This is a genomic window from Deinococcus humi (assembly GCF_014201875.1).
Lineage (GTDB): Bacteria > Deinococcota > Deinococci > Deinococcales > Deinococcaceae > Deinococcus > Deinococcus humi.
The window spans coordinates 1-16,804 of the sequence record NZ_JACHFL010000038.1 but is presented as its reverse complement, the minus strand read 5'-3'; the positions used below and the strand labels follow the sequence as shown (position 1 = coordinate 16,804).

At 61.1% G+C, this 16,804-nt stretch carries 19 protein-coding genes and 1 pseudogene; 10 read left to right on the top strand and 10 right to left on the bottom strand.

Annotated elements, in window-relative coordinates:
* Positions 1-247: 247 nt before the first annotated feature.
* Together HNQ08_RS26410 and HNQ08_RS26405 are read right to left on the bottom strand one after the other, a co-directional pair.
* Complete coding sequence (locus HNQ08_RS26410) at positions 248-1,465, bottom strand: S41 family peptidase (RefSeq protein ID WP_184138343.1); 1,218 nt, start codon at positions 1,463-1,465, stop codon at positions 248-250.
* Between the two features lie 93 nt (positions 1,466-1,558).
* Entirely contained in the window at positions 1,559-3,001 is a 1,443-nt protein-coding gene (locus HNQ08_RS26405) for a YncE family protein (RefSeq protein WP_184138341.1), read from the bottom strand.
* A gap of 342 nt (positions 3,002-3,343) precedes the next feature.
* Between HNQ08_RS26405 and HNQ08_RS26400 the strand changes: the two genes are divergently transcribed.
* The 4 genes from HNQ08_RS26400 to HNQ08_RS26385 all read left to right on the top strand — a co-directional run bounded on the left by HNQ08_RS26400 (position 3,344) and on the right by HNQ08_RS26385 (position 6,076).
* Positions 3,344-3,658: a hypothetical protein gene (locus tag HNQ08_RS26400; RefSeq protein WP_184138339.1), complete on the top strand. Its 315-nt coding sequence runs from the start codon at positions 3,344-3,346 to the stop codon at positions 3,656-3,658.
* A 183-nt stretch (positions 3,659-3,841) separates the two neighbouring features.
* The gene (locus HNQ08_RS26395) at positions 3,842-5,029 is read left to right on the top strand and encodes a hypothetical protein (RefSeq protein WP_184138337.1); all 1,188 of its coding nucleotides are present in this window, start codon (positions 3,842-3,844) and stop codon (positions 5,027-5,029) included.
* Positions 5,026-5,859, top strand: coding sequence for a hypothetical protein (locus HNQ08_RS26390; RefSeq protein ID WP_184138335.1), 834 nt, complete (start codon positions 5,026-5,028; stop codon positions 5,857-5,859). The genes HNQ08_RS26395 and HNQ08_RS26390 overlap by 4 nt, the downstream gene beginning before the upstream one ends.
* A 25-nt stretch (positions 5,860-5,884) precedes the next feature.
* Complete coding sequence (locus HNQ08_RS26385; protein ID WP_184138333.1) at positions 5,885-6,076, top strand: signal transduction histidine kinase; 192 nt, start codon at positions 5,885-5,887, stop codon at positions 6,074-6,076.
* A 116-nt stretch (positions 6,077-6,192) separates the two neighbouring features.
* Here HNQ08_RS26385 and HNQ08_RS26380 read toward each other — a convergent pair whose 3' ends face one another.
* From HNQ08_RS26380 to HNQ08_RS28385, 5 genes are all read right to left on the bottom strand, one after another.
* Positions 6,193-6,723 carry a hypothetical protein gene (locus HNQ08_RS26380; RefSeq protein ID WP_184138331.1) on the bottom strand — a complete coding sequence of 177 codons (531 nt, stop codon included), beginning with the start codon at positions 6,721-6,723 and terminating at the stop codon, positions 6,193-6,195.
* Positions 6,716-7,021, bottom strand: coding sequence for a PadR family transcriptional regulator (locus HNQ08_RS26375; protein WP_184138329.1), 306 nt, complete (start codon positions 7,019-7,021; stop codon positions 6,716-6,718). Before HNQ08_RS26375 ends, HNQ08_RS26380 begins: the two co-directional genes overlap by 8 nt.
* Positions 7,022-7,077: 56 nt before the next feature.
* Complete coding sequence (locus tag HNQ08_RS26370) at positions 7,078-7,392, bottom strand: hypothetical protein (RefSeq protein ID WP_184138327.1); 315 nt, start codon at positions 7,390-7,392, stop codon at positions 7,078-7,080.
* A gap of 347 nt (positions 7,393-7,739) precedes the next feature.
* Positions 7,740-8,006 (bottom strand): hypothetical protein, encoded by a 267-nt coding sequence (locus tag HNQ08_RS26365; RefSeq protein WP_184138325.1) that lies wholly within the window; start codon positions 8,004-8,006, stop codon positions 7,740-7,742.
* A gap of 12 nt (positions 8,007-8,018) precedes the next feature.
* The gene (locus HNQ08_RS28385) at positions 8,019-8,117 is read right to left on the bottom strand and encodes a hypothetical protein (protein ID WP_184138323.1); all 99 of its coding nucleotides are present in this window, start codon (positions 8,115-8,117) and stop codon (positions 8,019-8,021) included.
* A 162-nt stretch (positions 8,118-8,279) separates the two neighbouring features.
* Here HNQ08_RS28385 and HNQ08_RS26355 point away from each other — a divergent pair, with 162 nt between their 5' ends.
* The 3 genes and pseudogenes from HNQ08_RS26355 to HNQ08_RS26345 all read left to right on the top strand — a co-directional run.
* The gene (locus tag HNQ08_RS26355) at positions 8,280-8,549 is read left to right on the top strand and encodes a transposase (RefSeq protein ID WP_139404780.1); all 270 of its coding nucleotides are present in this window, start codon (positions 8,280-8,282) and stop codon (positions 8,547-8,549) included.
* A gap of 32 nt (positions 8,550-8,581) precedes the next feature.
* Positions 8,582-9,457, top strand: a complete 876-nt coding sequence (locus HNQ08_RS26350; RefSeq protein WP_184138321.1) for an IS3 family transposase — start codon at positions 8,582-8,584, stop codon at positions 9,455-9,457.
* Between the two features lie 44 nt (positions 9,458-9,501).
* Positions 9,502-10,305 (top strand): annotated as a pseudogene (locus tag HNQ08_RS26345) (IS4 family transposase); the annotation flags it as partial.
* Between the two features lie 15 nt (positions 10,306-10,320).
* On the opposite strand, the gene HNQ08_RS26340 reads toward HNQ08_RS26345, so the two are convergent.
* Positions 10,321-10,953, bottom strand: coding sequence for a hypothetical protein (locus HNQ08_RS26340; RefSeq protein WP_184138319.1), 633 nt, complete (start codon positions 10,951-10,953; stop codon positions 10,321-10,323).
* An 843-nt stretch (positions 10,954-11,796) separates the two neighbouring features.
* Positions 11,797-13,239: a WD40 repeat domain-containing protein gene (locus HNQ08_RS26335; protein ID WP_184138316.1), complete on the bottom strand. Its 1,443-nt coding sequence runs from the start codon at positions 13,237-13,239 to the stop codon at positions 11,797-11,799.
* A 183-nt stretch (positions 13,240-13,422) separates the two neighbouring features.
* On the opposite strand from HNQ08_RS26335, the gene HNQ08_RS26330 reads away from it, so the two are divergent.
* The 3 genes from HNQ08_RS26330 (at position 13,423) to HNQ08_RS26320 (ending at position 15,617) form a co-directional block, all read left to right on the top strand.
* Complete coding sequence (locus HNQ08_RS26330; protein WP_184138314.1) at positions 13,423-13,932, top strand: hypothetical protein; 510 nt, start codon at positions 13,423-13,425, stop codon at positions 13,930-13,932.
* Between the two features lie 396 nt (positions 13,933-14,328).
* Positions 14,329-14,754: a hypothetical protein gene (locus tag HNQ08_RS26325; protein ID WP_184138312.1), complete on the top strand. Its 426-nt coding sequence runs from the start codon at positions 14,329-14,331 to the stop codon at positions 14,752-14,754.
* Between the two features lie 359 nt (positions 14,755-15,113).
* A complete protein-coding gene (locus HNQ08_RS26320) occupies positions 15,114-15,617 on the top strand; it encodes a hypothetical protein (RefSeq protein WP_184138310.1) in 504 nt (167 codons plus the stop codon).
* Positions 15,618-15,692: 75 nt separating this feature from the next.
* On the opposite strand, the gene HNQ08_RS26315 is transcribed toward HNQ08_RS26320, so the two are convergent.
* On the bottom strand, positions 15,693-16,388 hold the full coding sequence (locus HNQ08_RS26315; RefSeq protein WP_184138308.1) for a hypothetical protein: 696 nt from the start codon (positions 16,386-16,388) through the stop codon (positions 15,693-15,695).
* Positions 16,389-16,804: the final 416 nt, after the last annotated feature.

The window sequence follows — 16,804 nt, the reverse complement described above, 5'->3', positions numbered from 1 at the left end:
CACACGACGTCAGGAGCGACAACAACAGGGATTCAAGCGGCGGAAACGCGCACAGGAATTTCTGAACTTGCATGCCCGGATCGAGAACCTCCACCATCACACCCGCACCAGCGTTTCCGCCACGACCAGAAGACAAAATTAAAGACACGCGTTTCAGACGTGGTCAACGGTTGCCGCCGGGATGACCTGAATTTCAGGCTATCCCTGCCCGCAGCCTGCCGTCGAACCAGTTAAGGCAACACAACCATTACAGGGCTGCAGCGCCGGGGATGAGCTGGAAGTCGAAGTCAGGGCGCTCCCCATGCAGCGACACCCCCAGCCAGCCCAGCGCCGCCAGCAGCACAGCATCCCCCTTCGTCAGGTAGTTCTCCCACTCCATGACGACGTTCACGTCGGGATGAACTTCCGCCGTGTACAGCTGGCCCGTTCGGTCGGCCTCGTAGCTCGTCGCCAGCCACAGTTCCGCGCCGTCCGCGAGAGGATACGGACTGTTGGCGCTGGTCAGCCCCTGGGTCGGCTCCCCAAAAAAGCGCGTCCCCGCGCGCCCCTTGAACGAGATGGCCATGATCTCGCCGCTGCTTCCCGTCAGCGGCGAGATCAGCACCGCCACCGGCACCCCCGGAGCCAGCGGGGCCAGTGGCTCCCCGCTGACCCGGCAGTTCACGTGTCCGTCGACGGAAGCGGCCCCAGCGTGATAGGCCCACGCCCAGGAGGCGTCATCCCGCACGAACGCGCCCAGGCGGCCTTCTCCCACGAGGGGGCCGATGCCGGCCAGCATGGGATACATGTTCCCGCCCTCGTTCAGACGCAGATCGACGATCCATTGCTCTGCGCCGGCCGCACCCAGTTCGGCGATCAGACCCTGAACCACGTCCTGGTAGAGCCGCCCGTCCGGAAGGGTCCCATTACCGCCGTGGTCGGGCAGGTCCAGCCAGGCGACGCCAGGGTGCAGGAGGCGGCCCTGAGGAAGACGGTTGAGGCCGAAAGGCGCCCGGAGCAGGTGTGCCGTCCGGATCTCCTGAGAACCGCGTCTCTGAGAGGTGACGGTGGCCTCGCCCTGCCGGGGCAACCCCTCGTTGAGGCCTGCCCCAACGGGCGTGCCGTTCACGGCCAGGATGCGGTCACCGACCTGGAAATCCGCCCGGGCGGCTGGGCTGCCGGGATACACGCGGGCGACCGTCCCCCGGATGTACTTGAGGCCAAAGCCCCCGGGCGTCACCCCGTGCTGCTGATTCGGGCGCTTGAGGAAGCTGTGTTGGTCCTGTAAGGCGCGCAGCGCGAATTCGATGGCCGGGTACGTCCCTGCGGTGGTGGTGGTGCCTGCGGCGAGTTGTTGGGCTCCCGCACGGACAGACGGCCAGTCCACGGCGTTCGCCCGCACCGCTTCGCGCTCGATGACGTCGAGGGCGGCCACAAGGTAGTCGTGCGGGTCTGGGAACGCGTCTGTGGGGAGCTGTTCATTCATGGAGCTATCCTGACGCTCCTCGCTCCTGAGAGACCGCATCCGGCACCGACTCTAGCCTTTGCCTCGAGCAGCCTGTTCTCATCAGGAGAGCCCTTACTTGGGCCCAGCGCCAGGCGCGAGCTGAAAGCCAAAGCTGCGGTACTCCCCGTCCAGCGAGAACCCCAGCGATCCCTCCTGCGGCGTCCGTCCTGGCCCGCTGCGGTTGGGGTCCTGGCCAAAGCCGTAGAAGCTGCCCACCTTCTTCCCATCCCAGTGCAGATCGGCCTTCCACTCTGTGCTGGGGCAGTTGCCGGCGAACGGCGGAATGCCGCAGATCGCCTGGGTGAACACGATGTCCCCCGACCCCGCTGAGGCGCTCCCGGTGCCCATGCCCACCACCGCGTAGCTCAGGCCCAGCGCATTCAACGTGCCCTGGATGTCGTACCGCTGCTTGTCTCTGTAGCTCGCCGTCACCTGCGTCGTCACCGGGTAACGCGGCGGCTCATACGCCTGTTCCCAGCGCCCACCCAGCCGCAGCCCCTCGGCCGGGAGTGCGATCAGTTGCAGGTAGGCCTCCGGCGTGCCCAGGGCGAAGGTGCCGCGAAAGCGCAGCCGGCTGGTCTTGGTGGTCCGCGCGATGACCTGCGGCTCCTCCCCCGGGACCCAGCGCCCGATGGCGACCTCGCCGGGCATGTCCGGGTTGTCGGTGGACCGCTGGTAACTCACCTGCGTGCCCTGAAGGGCCAGCACCCAGTCGGGCTGGCTGAGCGAGCCGCACGACCCGCCCAGCCAGCGGACGTCCCGCAGAGTGCCGTCCGGGTTGCGCCATTCCAGGGTGTGGTCTGGGCGCCCCAGCATGAAGCCCTCCGCGGAAGCCGCCAGGGCAGCGATCCCAGAGCTGGGAGTTGTCGGGCACGGATTCAGGTGTCCAGAAGAGGTGTCGATCCGGGCCCCGGTGGAGAGGTTGATCACGGCGTCCCCGTCCTCGGTGACGGTCCATTCCAGGTCCCGGCTCACGTTCTCCAGCGCAAACCCCCAGGCCAGCGTCAGCGCAGTCGTCGGCAGGGTACTTCCGTCGCGGGTGCGGATCCGGCCCACCCGGTTTTCCTCTAGCTGGACGAGCAGCCTCTCGCCGTCGGCGCTGATGCGCTGGGCGCGGGGCAGGCGGGTCAGGATGCTCAGGGTGCCCGGGTCCAGCGTGGCGCTCGCCTTCCGGCCAGCCAGCACCAGCAGGCCGTCTGCCCGCACCACGAGGTCCTGGGGATCGGGCACGGGCACGTTCACCCGGCGCAACTCGCGTCCGGTGGCCGGGTCCAGGTCCAGCAGGGTGGTGTGATTGGAGGTGCGGGCGGCGGCGTAGAGGTGGCTGCCGTCCGGGCTGGGGGCGGCAGCGACGATCTGCAGGGCTTCGGTGAGGGTGCCGGTGTAGCTGCCATGGAAGACGGTGGGGCCGTCCGGCACCCGGACCTGGGTGACGTCGGGCACCGCTCGGCAGCCGGCGAGCAGCACGGTTGCGGCGAGCAGCGGCAGGGCCAGGCGGGCGCGCTTGGAGTTCATTTCCTGGAGTGTGTCACTTTTGGCCCGGGTGTGTCTCCCAATCTGCGCAGGCCACCCCACACAGACCGTCTGGAGGCATGCTGAAGACGGCCACCGACAAAGCGAGGAGCGGCTGTGGGGCGGACCAGGGAGCTGAAAATCCGCCGCGACTGAACCATGAGGTCTTATGCTGACGTCGTGCGTTTCCTGTTGACTGCCGGTCTGTTCTTCAGTCTCTCTACCGTGCTGAGCAGTTGTGGAAACTGCGTCAGCTCTGGGTTGTGCCCAGCGTCGTATCAGAGTGGCACGCCCATAGCAGCTACCGAAACAGATCGCCCGGTTGTCCTCGCACCTGGAGCGAGCATGCGCGTCAAGCTCAAAGTCGAACTGATCAACCTCCCCAAAGACACCAGGCTGATTCTGTTGACCAAGGACGAGGCCAGCAAAATGTTGGGCTCGAATGTCGTGGCGTCCTTTGACGACGGCCGGGTCCAGGTGCGCTGGGACGGGGTTCCATTCACGGCTGACAACGCGTATGTGACGGTGGTGGCAGATAATGAGGCGAAACGCACCGGGACCAATATCGACGCAACCTATTTCACTTTTCAAACGTACATCAAGGCCGACACGGGCACTGATCGTGTTGGCTCTGTGACCGTTAGCATCCAGATCGACTAAATTTGAATCACGAGTGACAGTTGCAGAGCTCTGGTGAAACGCTCCCAAGCGAAAGTGTCTGTGCGTAAGGATGTTCCAGTTTCGCGCAGAATCACAGCTTCGAAAGACGTGGAGGGAGAGTTTGGTCAAATCTCCCTGCCCAATCCCCACACTGGTTTTGGGGACGCTCGGTACACTGTCCAGGTGCCTGATCCGCTCACATCCGAGCCCTTAAATTTCCCCCTGAACTTCAGTCATACGGTCAAGGCCAACGCGAAAAGCAACGCGCAGCTCCTGCGCGAAGGGGACTACGACGCCATCGAGCGCCGCGTCTACGCCGACTCGCAACGCTGCTCCGGCTGCGGCACCGACGAGAAAGCCAAAACCCTGATTGTCATCCGCGACCGACTCACCCAGGGCACCTTCGAGATCGGCCGCAAATGCATGGAGGACCTGTACAGCGTCGACATCGGCCAGTTTGATCTCCACGCCAAACAGGTGCGGTCCTCGCGGATCCAGCTCGCCCACAAATTGGGTCTGACGGGCAGCCTCTCCGCTGAGCAACAGATCGCCATCGTTCGCGAAGCGGTCGTCACGTACCTGCCTGTCCCGGAACGCTTGACGCGCGAGTTGGACGACGCGAACCCCTGGCACCTCGAGCCCGCCGAGTCTGACCGCATCCGTGACCTGCACCAGCTGGCGTGCTACCACCGCGAATGGCAGGAGGAACCGGAACGTGCCCGCCGCCGCTGGACGGCCCTGCGCGGTCATCCAGCCTTCGAGTACAAACCGAACCGTGCCGAGGTGCATCGCCTGTGCAGCCGCGCGCTGGACTCCGGCCCTCGTCTGCCGGAACGCGACATCCTTCTCCTGAATGCGCTACTGCGCGGCGCTGCAGGCTTCGAACACAAGTGGCCGCGCCTGGTTGACCCGCAGGATCACCCGGATCAGGAGCAGTACCAGCGGGCGCTGCAAGAGGCCCTCCAGGCCCGAGTCCAGCTGGGCCAGCCGGTCGACGTGCAAGTCACGCAATCGGACGCCCGGCGCTTCGATCCGCAGGACCATGCGGGCCTCTCCGCCAAACGTCTGTACGCCGTGCTCGCCGTCTGGGACGCTGACGCCGAGCAGTACGCCAGCACCGTGGAAACCACCGATGCGTACTGGAAAAAGACCCGGCGGCCGTTTTCGGCCGTTGGCCCGATTGATCGCCGCTCCATTCCCGCCGAGACGTACATGAAGCGCAACGACAAAAACGAAATGGAAGAGGTGGTGGTCTCCAAAGCCTGGACCTTCCAATTCCGGCGCGTGGCGTGGGCGCTGGCGGAATCGTATACCGAGACGTATCCACTCTGGCGCGCCTTCAGCCGCACGTCACTGGAGCGGTACCTGTGACGGCCGCACGGCACCTCAGCGTCCGCAATCGCCTGGGCGCGTGGCGGCGGCACTACCCGGACCTGACGTTCTGGAAGGCCTGGCACCTGGCGACCCTCGCGCACGGCGGGATGGGGCAGCCGCAACCGCCCGTGAGCGTCATGGCCGACCTGTACCACCCAGCCCGGCCACGCATCAACCTAGCCTCAACGCTGCTGCTCACCTTCGAGAAACGCACGTTGCTGGGGCGACTGCCCAGTGAAACCCGCCTGGACCGCAGCGTGCCGCGCAGCCTGCTCGACGCGTGCGCGACCGTCCCTCCAGGCGAGCTGGGCGCGTACTGGGGGGATCTCGACCGGCACGTCGCCAAACACCTCACGCCCGCAGAGCAGCCGCATCTGAATGCAGTGGCCCGCGCCATCCGAGCGGAACTGAGGGACCGGGGGGCGGACGTGGAGCAGCTGCCAGACTTCTTCCCGGCTGCTGTGACGGACGTGGCCTCCTACGCGGCGCTGGCCCGTGCGGTGCTGTTCCTGGCCGTGCTCCCGAACACGCCGCTCTCCTTTCGGCTCTACTGCGCGCAGAACAGCAAGTATCAGCCCTACGACGCGCTGACGCTGAACGTGGACGCTTCAGAGCGTTTCCTGCACTCCCATGGGGAGACCGGCGAGCGGGAAGTCATGCTGGGCCTGCAACTGGCTGTGGCGGACCCGGTGACCCTGGAAGGCACGCGCCTGCTGATCCCCGTGTTGAACACGGAGGTGTCGTTCGGGACGTTGTACGCTCCATCGACGCCCCTGTCGGCCCGATTGCGGGAGGCCGGACGATCTGCCACGCTGTACCTGCAATAATGCAGAACTCCTTGGAGGTGAGCTGATGGACGATGCCGCGAGACAACAGCAGGAACTGGACGATGAACTCGTTCAGAGTGCCGCGTTGGTGCACCGCCGGGTCAATCCGGCCCAGACACCCGCGCCCACGGCGGCCCTGACGGCCCTCCTGAATCTGCTTGACACCCCTGATGGCCGGGTGGTGCGTGAAGACCAGCCCGCACCCCTGCCGCGCTAAGACCAGGAGTTCGGAGGGTCTTCCAATCACCGGAAGAGAAAGTCACTGTCCAGCGGTAAAGCAGGGACGGGTGACCGAGAGGACCCGACGCAGAGGGATTCAGGCTTCGTTGCAGTTCACCGTGCCGTGCGGCGTCCAGTCACCTGATTGAGGTCTTCACCGTACAGAAGCAGCATCACACCGGTGAGTACCAAAGTGAGTAGGAGGTCATGGGACACCAGCGCGCCGCTGAGCAAGAGCAGCACCCAGGCAGCCGCTGAGACACGCCAGATCCAGGCCGGCCAGGTGAGCGCGGGATACCAGGGCGCGTCAAACGACCGCCGCTGCAGACTGGGCAGCAGCATCAGGATCACGATGCCCAGGGCCAACGCCGGGCCAGCGTCCATCAGGAGTTTGCCAAAGTTGCCCGGGATGGCAAGGAGGGTGAGCAACAAAAACCCACGTGCAAGCTTCAAGGCTCCTCCACGAAGAAGTCCACCGGAAGCGAGCAGGAGGCAGGTCGCGGTCAGCTGGACCTGCTCGGCCCGTGTGGTGCACTCGTCGTACAAGGAGAGCCATTCACGTTCCCGCGTGTCAGCGCGGTGGGGCAGATGCCGGGCAGCAGTCATGATCAGGCGTTCGAGACGGTCAGGGTGAGGGTCAGACATGGATTGGGGTGCCTCCTTGAGGGCTGAAGAGTTGGGCGCGGACGGTTTCAAAGTGCGTGATGCCTTCGGGGGTCAGAGTGTAAAACCGTCGTGGACGGCGGCCCCGCGGGTTGGCGGCCTCCCACTCGGCCGTGATCAGGCCGAGGTCTTCGAGTTTGTCGAGGATAGGAAAGAGGGTGCCGTTGCCAATCCTGGTGGCCTGACTGAGACTGAGGGCGTAATGGTGCCCATCCAGATCGTGGTACAGCACTGCCATGACCTGGAGGGCCCTGGTGTTCACTTGGGGGCGCGGTGGCATAGAGTCGGATTATCGACTATTGGATTCGATGAAGTCAAGCCGCTCCGCCACCTGCGCTACGCCTGTGGCGCCGGAGGGAAATATTCGGCCTTGAACGTGACCATCGAACCCGCCTTCTCCCACTGGTCAAATGCCTTTCCCAGCACCTCCAGAGGCAATGAACCAAGCACTGGAGCGCCCCGCTGCTGGAAACGCCGCAGGGCGGTGTCCAGAATCGCGTTGGCATTCGTGTAGGTCCACCACCGTCCAGCCACCGCTGGCGGCTCGCTGATGCCCCGCGCCGCTGCCGCCGCCAGGTACGCGAGTGAGAGCACGGCCTCACCCGCCCCGAATGCCCCCAGGCGGTCATGGACTGGCAAGGTGGTTCCCACCCAGGCATTCCCCAGGAACTTGGATCAGCGCCAGGAGTATCTCAGCAAGACGTCGAAGGGCGTCCAGACAGCGATGCGGCGGGGAGGTGTGCAGGTGGGTCGCCAGCGTGTCAACATGCAGGCGGGCGGTATCTCGGTTCGTCACAGACCCAGATACTGCCTTCGTTATGCCGAACCGCGTCTAGGACGCCATTTGTCGAAAGGTGTCAGTTGCTGAGAGCAGGGACGATACGTCTTGATATCGTCCCTCTTTTTATTCGTCCAACACCCTGTTTTCTCCCTACCGAACTCACGCTCCAAACAGAGTGCTCAAGTCAGGCCCTATTCGCATTTGTTGAGTATCGTCACTAATCTGCCAAAACGAATTCAAAGTACAGCCCAAGATTTTCTTTGCTGGCAACGTATTCATGAGCAATTTCCCATGAATTTCCGCGTTGAAACGACAAATCGAGATCATGTTCCATGATAGGTTGTGTGGTGTTTGGTGTGATCCTGAAAGCGTCGACTCCAATTATCTCAATTCCCATATCTTTCAATCCATATATAACAATCGTAGCTTCTTTAGCATTGAAAACTCTCAGACCATAGCGATCAATACCCAGACTTTCAAACATACTCATTACTCCTCATGGCTTATAGGGGTTTGTTATAGTGGGATCGGGTACCCAGTTAGGATCACCGCGTTTGCTCACTTGGAGAATTTGATTGGTTTGGTTGTCGCGCACCACATACAGCCATTCGGTATCAGCGGCTGCTCCGTTTTATGCAGTTCACTATTCCAGAGGCGATGTTCGCTCGCTTCGTGGTCTGCCCCCCGAAAACTGGACGGTCATTGAGTAGAGACGAAGACTCGGTCCCAGCCCTAAGCTGGAAAGCGAGGCCCAGTCATGAAAATCCGTCAGTTCACCGAAGACCAGATCATCAAACTCCTGCAGGACGGCAAAAAAGGCGAGAGGTCTGTCGAAGACCTCTGCCGCGACTTTGGATGCAGCCCCGCGTCGTACTACGCCTGGAAGAAGAAATATGGCGATACCAACGCCGACGAAGCCCGCAGGCTTCGTCGACTGGAGAAGGAAAACGCCCGCCTGCTGCGGATTGTCGGCCAGCAGCGTCTGGAGATTGATGCGATGAAGGACGTCATTGAAAAAAAGCGCTAACGCCCACTCAGAAACGCGCCTCGGTCAGGGAGTTGGTCGCGGCGCAGATCAAGCCCGAACGGGCTTGTGTTCTGGTGGGCCTGTCCAAATCCTCGTGGCATTACCGCCCACAACCGCGCCAGGACAGTGAACTCCGGCAGCGCATCCATGACCTGGCCCGGCAGTATCCCCGGCGGGGTTACCGTTTCATCCACGCCCTGCTCGTTCGAGCAGGGGTCACCATCAACAAGAAGCGCGTTCGGCGACTCTGGCGCGAAGAGGGACTGACCGTCAAACCCAAATCGTCCCGGAAAATCCGGACTGGGGCGTCCGTTCCCATGCAGGCGGAGTACGCCAATCACGTCTGGACCTACGATTTCGTCTTCGATCAGACCCTGGAAGGAGGCACCCTGAAAATCCTGACCCTGACCGACGAATTCACCCGGCAGTCTCTGACCTTGCAGGTGGCGACGTCCTTTACCTCCTTGGAGGTGAAGGACGTGCTCCGGAACGTGATTGCAAGGCGTGGTCCCCCAGCCTTTCTTCGCAGCGACAACGGTTCGGAATTTATTGCCCGGGATCTCGGGATCTGGCTCGCCGTGCAGGATATCGGCACCCGGTTCATCGAACCGGGCAAACCGTGGCAGAACGGCTTTGCCGAGAGCTTCCATGCCCGCCTGCGCGCAGAATGCCTCAATCAGGAAGTCTTCTACTCCGCCAAACACGCCCAAGTGCTGCTCGATGATTGGCGGGCGTTCTACAACGCCCGCAGACCACACTCGTCACTCGGCTACCGAACCCCAGACGAGTTCGCCGAACGGGCCAGGGGGCGGCCTGCCACCCACCTTTGCGGAGACAACACCGCAAAGGTGCCCGTCAGCCCGTCCCCTGGGCGAGCAGGGAAAGCCGATGTTGTAACCTTGACCTGAGCCGAGTCTCTACTCAAAACCGTCCAACTTTTGGGGCCAGCCCATTCGCACGGACCTTTCTCCCTGATGGTCCAGTGGACCTGATCCTGGACCGAACGAATTGGAAGTTTGGCAAGCACGATATCAATATCCTCCTGCTCTCCGCAGTCTGGAAGGGCTTCAGTCTCCCGTTGATGTGGACGCTGCTCCCACATAGCGGCGCGAGTGATCAGCGCACCCGGGAAGCGCTTGTTGAGCGCTTCCTCACCGCCTGTCCCGAATGTCAGGTGCGGTGCCTGTTGGCAGACCGAGAATTTATTGGTGAGCACTGGTTTGGGTTCCTCGACCGGCACAACATTGCTCCGTGCATTCGTTTGCCCGCACGGGCCACCATTGGCCATGGTATGCCCGTGTGGGCTGTCTTCAAGAAGCTCCAGCCAGGAGAAGTTCGGGGGTGGCACCGCCAGACGCTGATCTATGGTGTTCATCTTCGGGTGGCTGCCACGACGAACGCGACGGGTGAGGTGCTCTACCTGGCGTACCGAGGTCATGTAGGGTCAAATCTCAGACGGTACGCTCAGCGCTGGCAAGCGGAAAATCTGCACGCCGCTCCCAAAACCAGAGGCTTCAACCTGGAGGACACCGGTTTGACGCAAGCACAGCGGGTATCTACTCTACTCACCGTTGTCAGCGTCGCATTTATCTGGGCCTGCCTCACAGGCGAACTGAGAGCTGCCACCGTGGGCGTCACCTATAAAAAGCACGGACACCGTGCGGTGTCCGTGTTTCGTCAGGGCCTTGATTATCTACAAGACGTACTGCTGCATCCATCCCCATCGTCTTGGCGGACCTTAGCAACCCTTATGCCTCATTCTGGAGGATCGTCAGGAAACGCTCTCCTTCGTCAGTTGCGCGAGGCGAGTTTCAAAGGTGACCAATCCTGAGTCGTCGCCAGCGAACAGCTGACGACATTCAGAGACCACCTGAGCAGTTGCCACTGGGTCTTTTGCTTTTCCCAAGAGAAACCACAGCACTAACACCTTCATGGCCCAGGCGTCTCGTCCGCCTGCCAGAGCAAGACTGTGTGCCGACTTGTCCAGCAATGTATTCAAGAGCGTGTTCAAGTCGTGAAACTGCTCAAGAAACGGGAGTCCCCGGGTGAGGACACTTTCGATCAGCGAAGCAATCTGCTGTTCCACATCGTGTTCACTGTTGGTGTCCGTCAACCAAACTTTCGGGGTGACTGCGGGTGCAAGGTTGTGGAGCGTTGTTGTCAGCACCGGGGAAAGTGCCTCTCTCGCTCCTGGAACAGGGTGCCACCTTTCCAAAACGCGTTCGACAGCTTCAATGTGGATGCCCAAATAGACCCAGGTCGCCAGAATTCGGTTGTCGGCACCTTGTTTGGCCGTGTGGACCCAGATGACATCTGCACCGAGAGAAAACGTTCGGTGCAGTCTGGCCCTGCGCCGATCAGCGACGAAAGAGCGGGACGTCAACGCCTGGTACAACGTGTTCACAGTTCGTTTTTGAAGGACGTAAGCGGTGATGCGGGGCCCCCTCCTGATTCACTCGAACGCGAACTCCATCCTATTGGAATCAGCCAGCATGCGACAGTCATTTTAGGCCACGTTGAAGAGGGACGCAGTCATGTCTGAGAAGCTTTTAGAAGAGTTTTGACGGGTAGTCAGCCTGGAGAGCCTTCACCGTTTCTGCCTGCCTTACTTGGCTGCCGCCAACTCCCAACATTCCTCTGAATCAGACCATTAACGATATTGTGTCATAGGTTCTCGAGGGGGATTAAATTGTAAATAGTCAAACGATTGAATCCAAATTTCATCAAAAATCTGCTCGCTTATTAATTCTATGTCATCAGCAACTTTATAATCGAGCTGTGCGTCAGTAAGTAGATGAACATTATATGAGGAGTTATGCATGAAAGCAATAGAATTGCTATCAGATGTCGAATCCGAGAAAACTACTCTCACTTGGCGCGATGGATATGTCCCGACATATTCTATATAGTCTAAAGACTCTCCTTCCTCTACTGCACTAGGAATACGAACATATCTCAACATTACTGTCTCTCCTAACGCCCTATAGGCGTCTTACCGAATCTAGTAATCCTATCGAATACTGAAAGTGGGGTAATACTAGGTGTATGAAAAATGTACTGTGTATCTTGTTGAACGTTCATTCCATCCGTATTTACTCCTAAATAGTAATCCGATCTCCAGCTGCAGCCTGGCCAGCCCCCATATCGAAATCAACCCAGCCTGTCCTCAAATTCACGTGTTCAACACGGGCTCCAGCTTTTGCACCGGGCAGCCTGGCCTCTTTTTTCAGAATGCCCAGAAAACCCCTTACTTGGGCCCGGCACTGGGCGTGAGCTGGAAGCCGAAGCTGCGGTACTCCCCGTCCAGCGAGACCAGCAGCTGGCCCTCCTGCACTGCCCGTCCTGGCCCAGTGCGGTTGGGGTCCTGGTCATTGCCGAACAGGCGGCCAACTTTCTGTCCCCCCTGGAACAGATCGGCCTCCCACTTCGTGCTGGGGCAGTTGGGGGCGAACGGTGGGATGCCGCAGATCGCCTGGGTGAACACGATGCTCCCCGCCCCCCCTGAGTTGCTGCCGGTGCCCACCACCGCGTAGGTCAGGTCCAGCGCCTTCAGCGTGCCCTGGACGCCGTACTGCTGCTCGTCTCTGTAGCTTGCCGTCACCTGAGTCGTCACTGGGAAGCGCGGCGGCTCATAGGCCTGTTCCCAGCGCCCGCCCAGCCGCAGTCCCCGGGCCGGGAGCTTGATCCGTTGCAGGTAGGCCTCAGGCGCTCCCAGGGCGAAGGTACTGGCAAAGGGCAGTGTGGTGGTCTCGGTGGTCCGCGCGATGACCTGCGGTTCCCCGCCGGGGACCCAGCGCCCGATGGCGACCTCGCCAGGCATGTCGCGGTTGCCGGTGGACCGCTGGTAGCCCACCTGCGTGCCCTGAAGGGCGAGCACCCAGTCGGGCGCACTCAGCAGGTCGCAGGCCGGACCCAGCCAGCGGGCGTCTCTCAGGCTGCCGTCCGGGTTGCGCCATTCCAGGGTGTTGTCTTGGCGCCCCAGCACGAACCCCTCCGCAGAGGCCGCGAGGGCGGTGATCCTGGGGATTGAGGTGGAGGGCGCCGGGCATGGGTTCAGATGTCCAGAGGCGGTGTCGATCTGTACCCCGGTCGACAGGTTGATCACGGCGTTTCCGTCCTCGGTGGCAACCCATTCCAGGTCGCGGCTCACGTTCTCCACCCCGAACCCCCAGGCCAGCGTCAGCGCGGTCGTCGGCACCGTGCTGCCGTCACGGGTCTGGATCCGCCCCACCCGGTCATCCGCCCGCTGGATCAGCAGCCGCTCGCCGTCGGCGCTGATGCGCTGGGCGCCGGGCAGGCGGGTCAGGACGCCCAGGGTGCCCGGATCCAGCGTGGCGCTCGCTTTCCGCCCAGCCAGCACCAGCGTGCCGTCTGCGCGCGTCACAAGGTCCCGGGGCTCGGCCACAGGCACCTTCACCCGGCGCAGCTCACGTCCAGTGGAGCGGTCAAGAACCAGCAGGGTGGTGTGCTCGGAAGTGCGGGCCGCGGCGTATAGCTGGGTGGCGTCCGCACTGGGGGCGGCGGCGATGATTTCCAGGGCTTCGGTGAGGGTGCCGATGTAGGTGCCGTGGAAGACGGTGGGGCCGTCAGGTACCGGGACCTGGGTGACGTCGGGGACCGATCGGCAGCCGGCCAGCAGCAGAGTTGCGGCGAGCAGGGGCAGGGCCAGGCGGGCGCGCTTGGATTTCATTTCCTGGAGTCTGCCACGTCTGACCGGGATGAACTTACCCATCTGCACGGCGCATAGGGGGCAGACAGTCGGACAAGGCTGGCGTTGGCCTCATCCTGGTCAATTCAACCCAGCAGCTCAAGTCTGGCGGCCCCGATGCCGGGTTGAGTTGGGACCAGATGTTGCGCCGCGTAATCTGAGGGCATGCACGCCTCCGAAGGTCCACCGCCATCCCAGCCCGGCAGCGTTGATGCGCTTTCGATTCGTGCCCGGGCGGCTGTGGGGGCCGTCTGTGTGCGGCGCTACGCCTCGGTTCATGGCATTGAGCATCCCGCGATTGACGAGCTGATCGAGTACCTTTTTGCCCTGGGGTCAGCCGACAACATCATGTGGTGGGAACAACACGCGCCGCTGCTGGCCAGAACGATGGGGTGCGCGCTCCCGGCTGAGGTGGCCCAGGTCGTTGGTCCTCAGCGCACTGTTGCCTTTTCCCGTCTGTGTGAAGAGGTCCTGGAAATTGGGTATTGCGATCTGTACGGCGCCACCACAGATGGGTCCAAGCGGCATCTGCTCGCCGCCTTTCAAATGCTGCAGGCCGACCAGATCGCCCTTCCAGACCTCACTCCTTTCCTGGTGAGTTCTTTCAGCAAGTGGCACGGTTGGGGCGATGTGGTGGCCGCCGATGTCGTCGATCGCTGGCGCGCGCTCGAATAAGTCCTTGTCTACGTCCAGCACGGGAGAGGCACTGCTTTAGAATCTGGCTTGGAGCCCACGCAGCTCGTGCACGATCGATGCGGTGCGTCTCCATTCGATGCCAGCCGCTCAGCAGTGGCCATCTCGAGCACGGGCTCCAGCCTTTGCACCAGGCCGCGTGTCAGCAATGATGGTTCGGTCTCACGACGCTGCCGCCCGGCGCGCCACCAATGAACAACAGCGCCCCCAGGCGGATCCTTGGCGGACGCACAGTGGTTCGCCGTCAGGACTACGGAGCTTGCCCGATCACATGTCCCCTGAACTCCAAATGGAGCCGTACATTTTTACACAGGCACTTTAGAACGGTAGGAAGATGACTGGGACTGTCTGACGTATCCATGATGCACACTGCAAGGCATGGACGATGTCAGGCGTTCTGGATTCGTTTCAGATCGGAACAAAATCGGGAAGCACCAGAGGTACGTGCTGACGACTTCCACCCTGCAATCTGCGCTAGAAGGATTGCCGTACGTGGTCAGGACGCATCTGATCCACGGAGGCAACATCTTCTTCTCGTGCGAAATCTGGTTGGCTCGCAAAGACATTCCTTTTGATCGGCTGTATGTGAGGGCTGGCGCAGTCCCGAAAATCATTGCTCATGATGCTCGTATCTATGTGCAGGACACGGTCTTGCCTGAGCTCATCTCGTGGGTAGAGCAGCAACTGACACAGGCAGGCAGGCCGCTCACGACGGAGATGTTGCGTCGGCTCCCAAGTGAGATGAGGGACACGCCACAGTTGTACTTTCGTCGTGATCTGCCAGCTGTATTGGCAAGAAGGTGAATAGCGGGCCACTGATGGCCGTGGAATGACTTCTTGGTAGGCGGTCAACTTTGGTCTGTCACGGTTTAGGGTAAAGGCGACGCCGTTTCTTCCTTGCCGCCTTTGCCGTGAATGCCCACTCCAGCGCCCGTCCTCACTAGCGATGAGCTTGTCGTGTTGGGGCTGGTCATTCTGGTCGGCCTTGAGGAGGATGCGAGCGTGCGTGAGTTTGTGGGTGGGGGCCGTACCGACCTTGGGAAGTGCGCTGAGCTCGTTCCTCTTTTTCGAGGTGCACGCGATCCTTCATGCCCTACGGCAGGAGTTCACCACGGCACATCTGTGAAGCTCGGGCAAGGTATGGGTTGGCTGGGGAGAATACTTTGAAAACAGCGGCATCCGTCGAGCAATTCGCGATCAGTCTAAAGAACGGAAAGATTGGTCCTTTCCGAATGCAGACCACACGGGATGAGATTGAAACGCAGTTATGCGATCAGGACCTATGGCGAAACGAGGACGGCAGTCTCGGGGGCGACGGCCTAGAGATGTTCTTCGATGAGACCTCGTCGCTTCTCGTGCGTGTCAAGGTGAGGTTCTATCAGTGGGCTCCGGAACAAGCCTGGACAAAGGTGCTCAATATAGTTTGGCTGGACTGGCTGGCCCAAGCGTCTTTGCTGGAAGTCGAGAAGGGATTAGAATCGATGGAGGTTGGATTTCGATCAATCGTATATACCGATGAAAGCAAGGGCGTGCTGACCCTGAAGGGTGGGACATCGGTACTGGTTGTGTTTGGTCAGGAGGGGACGATCGACTCTCTGCATCTGGATTTCAGTCCGCGGTACAACGAGTTGGTCCTGATGAAGTCGATGACCAGCTACCGTGTGTAACAGACCCAAGTGGACAGCCCAATAGATTCAGCTCCGAACCAGGCACCAGAAACTCGGCGCCGTGAGACATGGGGATCAGCTTTCCACTTCAGTGTCAGGGGAGTACGACTGGAGATACCGGGCGTAGGACATCCCTTCGGGGCGAGTCATGAGGTACTGACGGTACGCTCGGTAGTGAAAGCGGCCTTCGTTGACCAACTCCTGATATTTGGCTGCTTGTTCACTGCGGTGCAGGTGCGTTTCGAACTCCTCGAGTCGATCGAGGAGCACGTCACATTGCTCACGGGTCGCGCCATGGAGTCCAGAGAGGACACCTGTGGGCAACTCGTGCAGCGTGTACGCGAAATACTCCGCGTCGCAGGCGAGGAGTTGCTCCAGCGATCGCTGATCGCTGGGGTCAAGCCGAACGGCTTCGCGCAGGAGCCCTGCGTGCGATTCGAGTTCGGGGGACAGCCCCGTGGGCCGCGAGGAAACGAGCATGGACCCGAAGGCAGCGAGCCAACGGGCACACCCCGGTTGATGGGTGTTGACCCCTTCAACCAGAATGGGGAGGAGCACGCGACGGAAGAGCGGAAAGCGAACCGGAACGTTGTCGCCCTCGTCGACGATACTGGCCATGGTCTGCCTCACCCATGCCCGCTGGAAGGAAAGAGCTTGAGTCGGAAATGCGTGTAAAAAGCGGTCGAGCAGGCGAAGCGCTTCCGTCCGGACGCCGCGTTGTTCCTCTTCTCGGTAGCGCTGCCACATGGCTTCAAGGTCGGCGGGAAGCATGCAGCGAGTGTACGGGGCGTAGCCTGACCTCAGCCAGAACGCATATTCCCGAAGAATGGGGAGAGAATCCGCCAGAGTGATTTGCCTCAGCGTGACAGCGCCATGTAGGAGTCAGTTGAGGCAAAGTGGCAAAGGGAGCGCCGAGAGGAAGAGCTTCGAGATGCTCTCCTCGCAATGAACGCAAGATTCAGGTATCGGATAAATTAACATCTCTCAAAATTCGTTTCACGTTCTCAGAATTTGTATTTTCAGAAAGGTGTATGAATTTTTTGCGCATTTCATCGCTGAATCTCGGGTCACCAAAAAAAACGAAGATCCAATCTGGGATTGAGCCAGTTTTGAGTCGGTGGAGTTAAGCCTCACCATAGGAGGCAACCCCATGACGACCAGAAACACCTACACCGCCGAATTCAAAC

Excerpts from the sequence above, each read along its gene's own strand:
- HNQ08_RS26410 (WP_184138343.1), bottom strand. The coding sequence starts at position 1,465 with ATGAATGAACAGCTCCCCACAGACGCGTTCCCAGACCCGCACGACTAC.
- HNQ08_RS26405 (WP_184138341.1), bottom strand. The coding sequence starts at position 3,001 with ATGAACTCCAAGCGCGCCCGCCTGGCCCTGCCGCTGCTCGCCGCAACC.
- HNQ08_RS26400 (WP_184138339.1), top strand. The coding sequence starts at position 3,344 with ATGCGCGTCAAGCTCAAAGTCGAACTGATCAACCTCCCCAAAGACACC.
- HNQ08_RS26385 (WP_184138333.1), top strand. The coding sequence starts at position 5,885 with ATGGACGATGCCGCGAGACAACAGCAGGAACTGGACGATGAACTCGTT.
- HNQ08_RS26380 (WP_184138331.1), bottom strand. The coding sequence starts at position 6,723 with ATGTCTGACCCTCACCCTGACCGTCTCGAACGCCTGATCATGACTGCT.
- HNQ08_RS26375 (WP_184138329.1), bottom strand. The coding sequence starts at position 7,021 with ATGCCACCGCGCCCCCAAGTGAACACCAGGGCCCTCCAGGTCATGGCA.
- HNQ08_RS26365 (WP_184138325.1), bottom strand. The coding sequence starts at position 8,006 with ATGTTTGAAAGTCTGGGTATTGATCGCTATGGTCTGAGAGTTTTCAAT.
- HNQ08_RS26355 (WP_139404780.1), top strand. The coding sequence starts at position 8,280 with ATGAAAATCCGTCAGTTCACCGAAGACCAGATCATCAAACTCCTGCAG.
- HNQ08_RS26335 (WP_184138316.1), bottom strand. The coding sequence starts at position 13,239 with ATGAAATCCAAGCGCGCCCGCCTGGCCCTGCCCCTGCTCGCCGCAACT.
- HNQ08_RS26330 (WP_184138314.1), top strand. The coding sequence starts at position 13,423 with ATGCACGCCTCCGAAGGTCCACCGCCATCCCAGCCCGGCAGCGTTGAT.
- HNQ08_RS26325 (WP_184138312.1), top strand. The coding sequence starts at position 14,329 with ATGGACGATGTCAGGCGTTCTGGATTCGTTTCAGATCGGAACAAAATC.
- HNQ08_RS26315 (WP_184138308.1), bottom strand. The coding sequence starts at position 16,388 with ATGCTTCCCGCCGACCTTGAAGCCATGTGGCAGCGCTACCGAGAAGAG.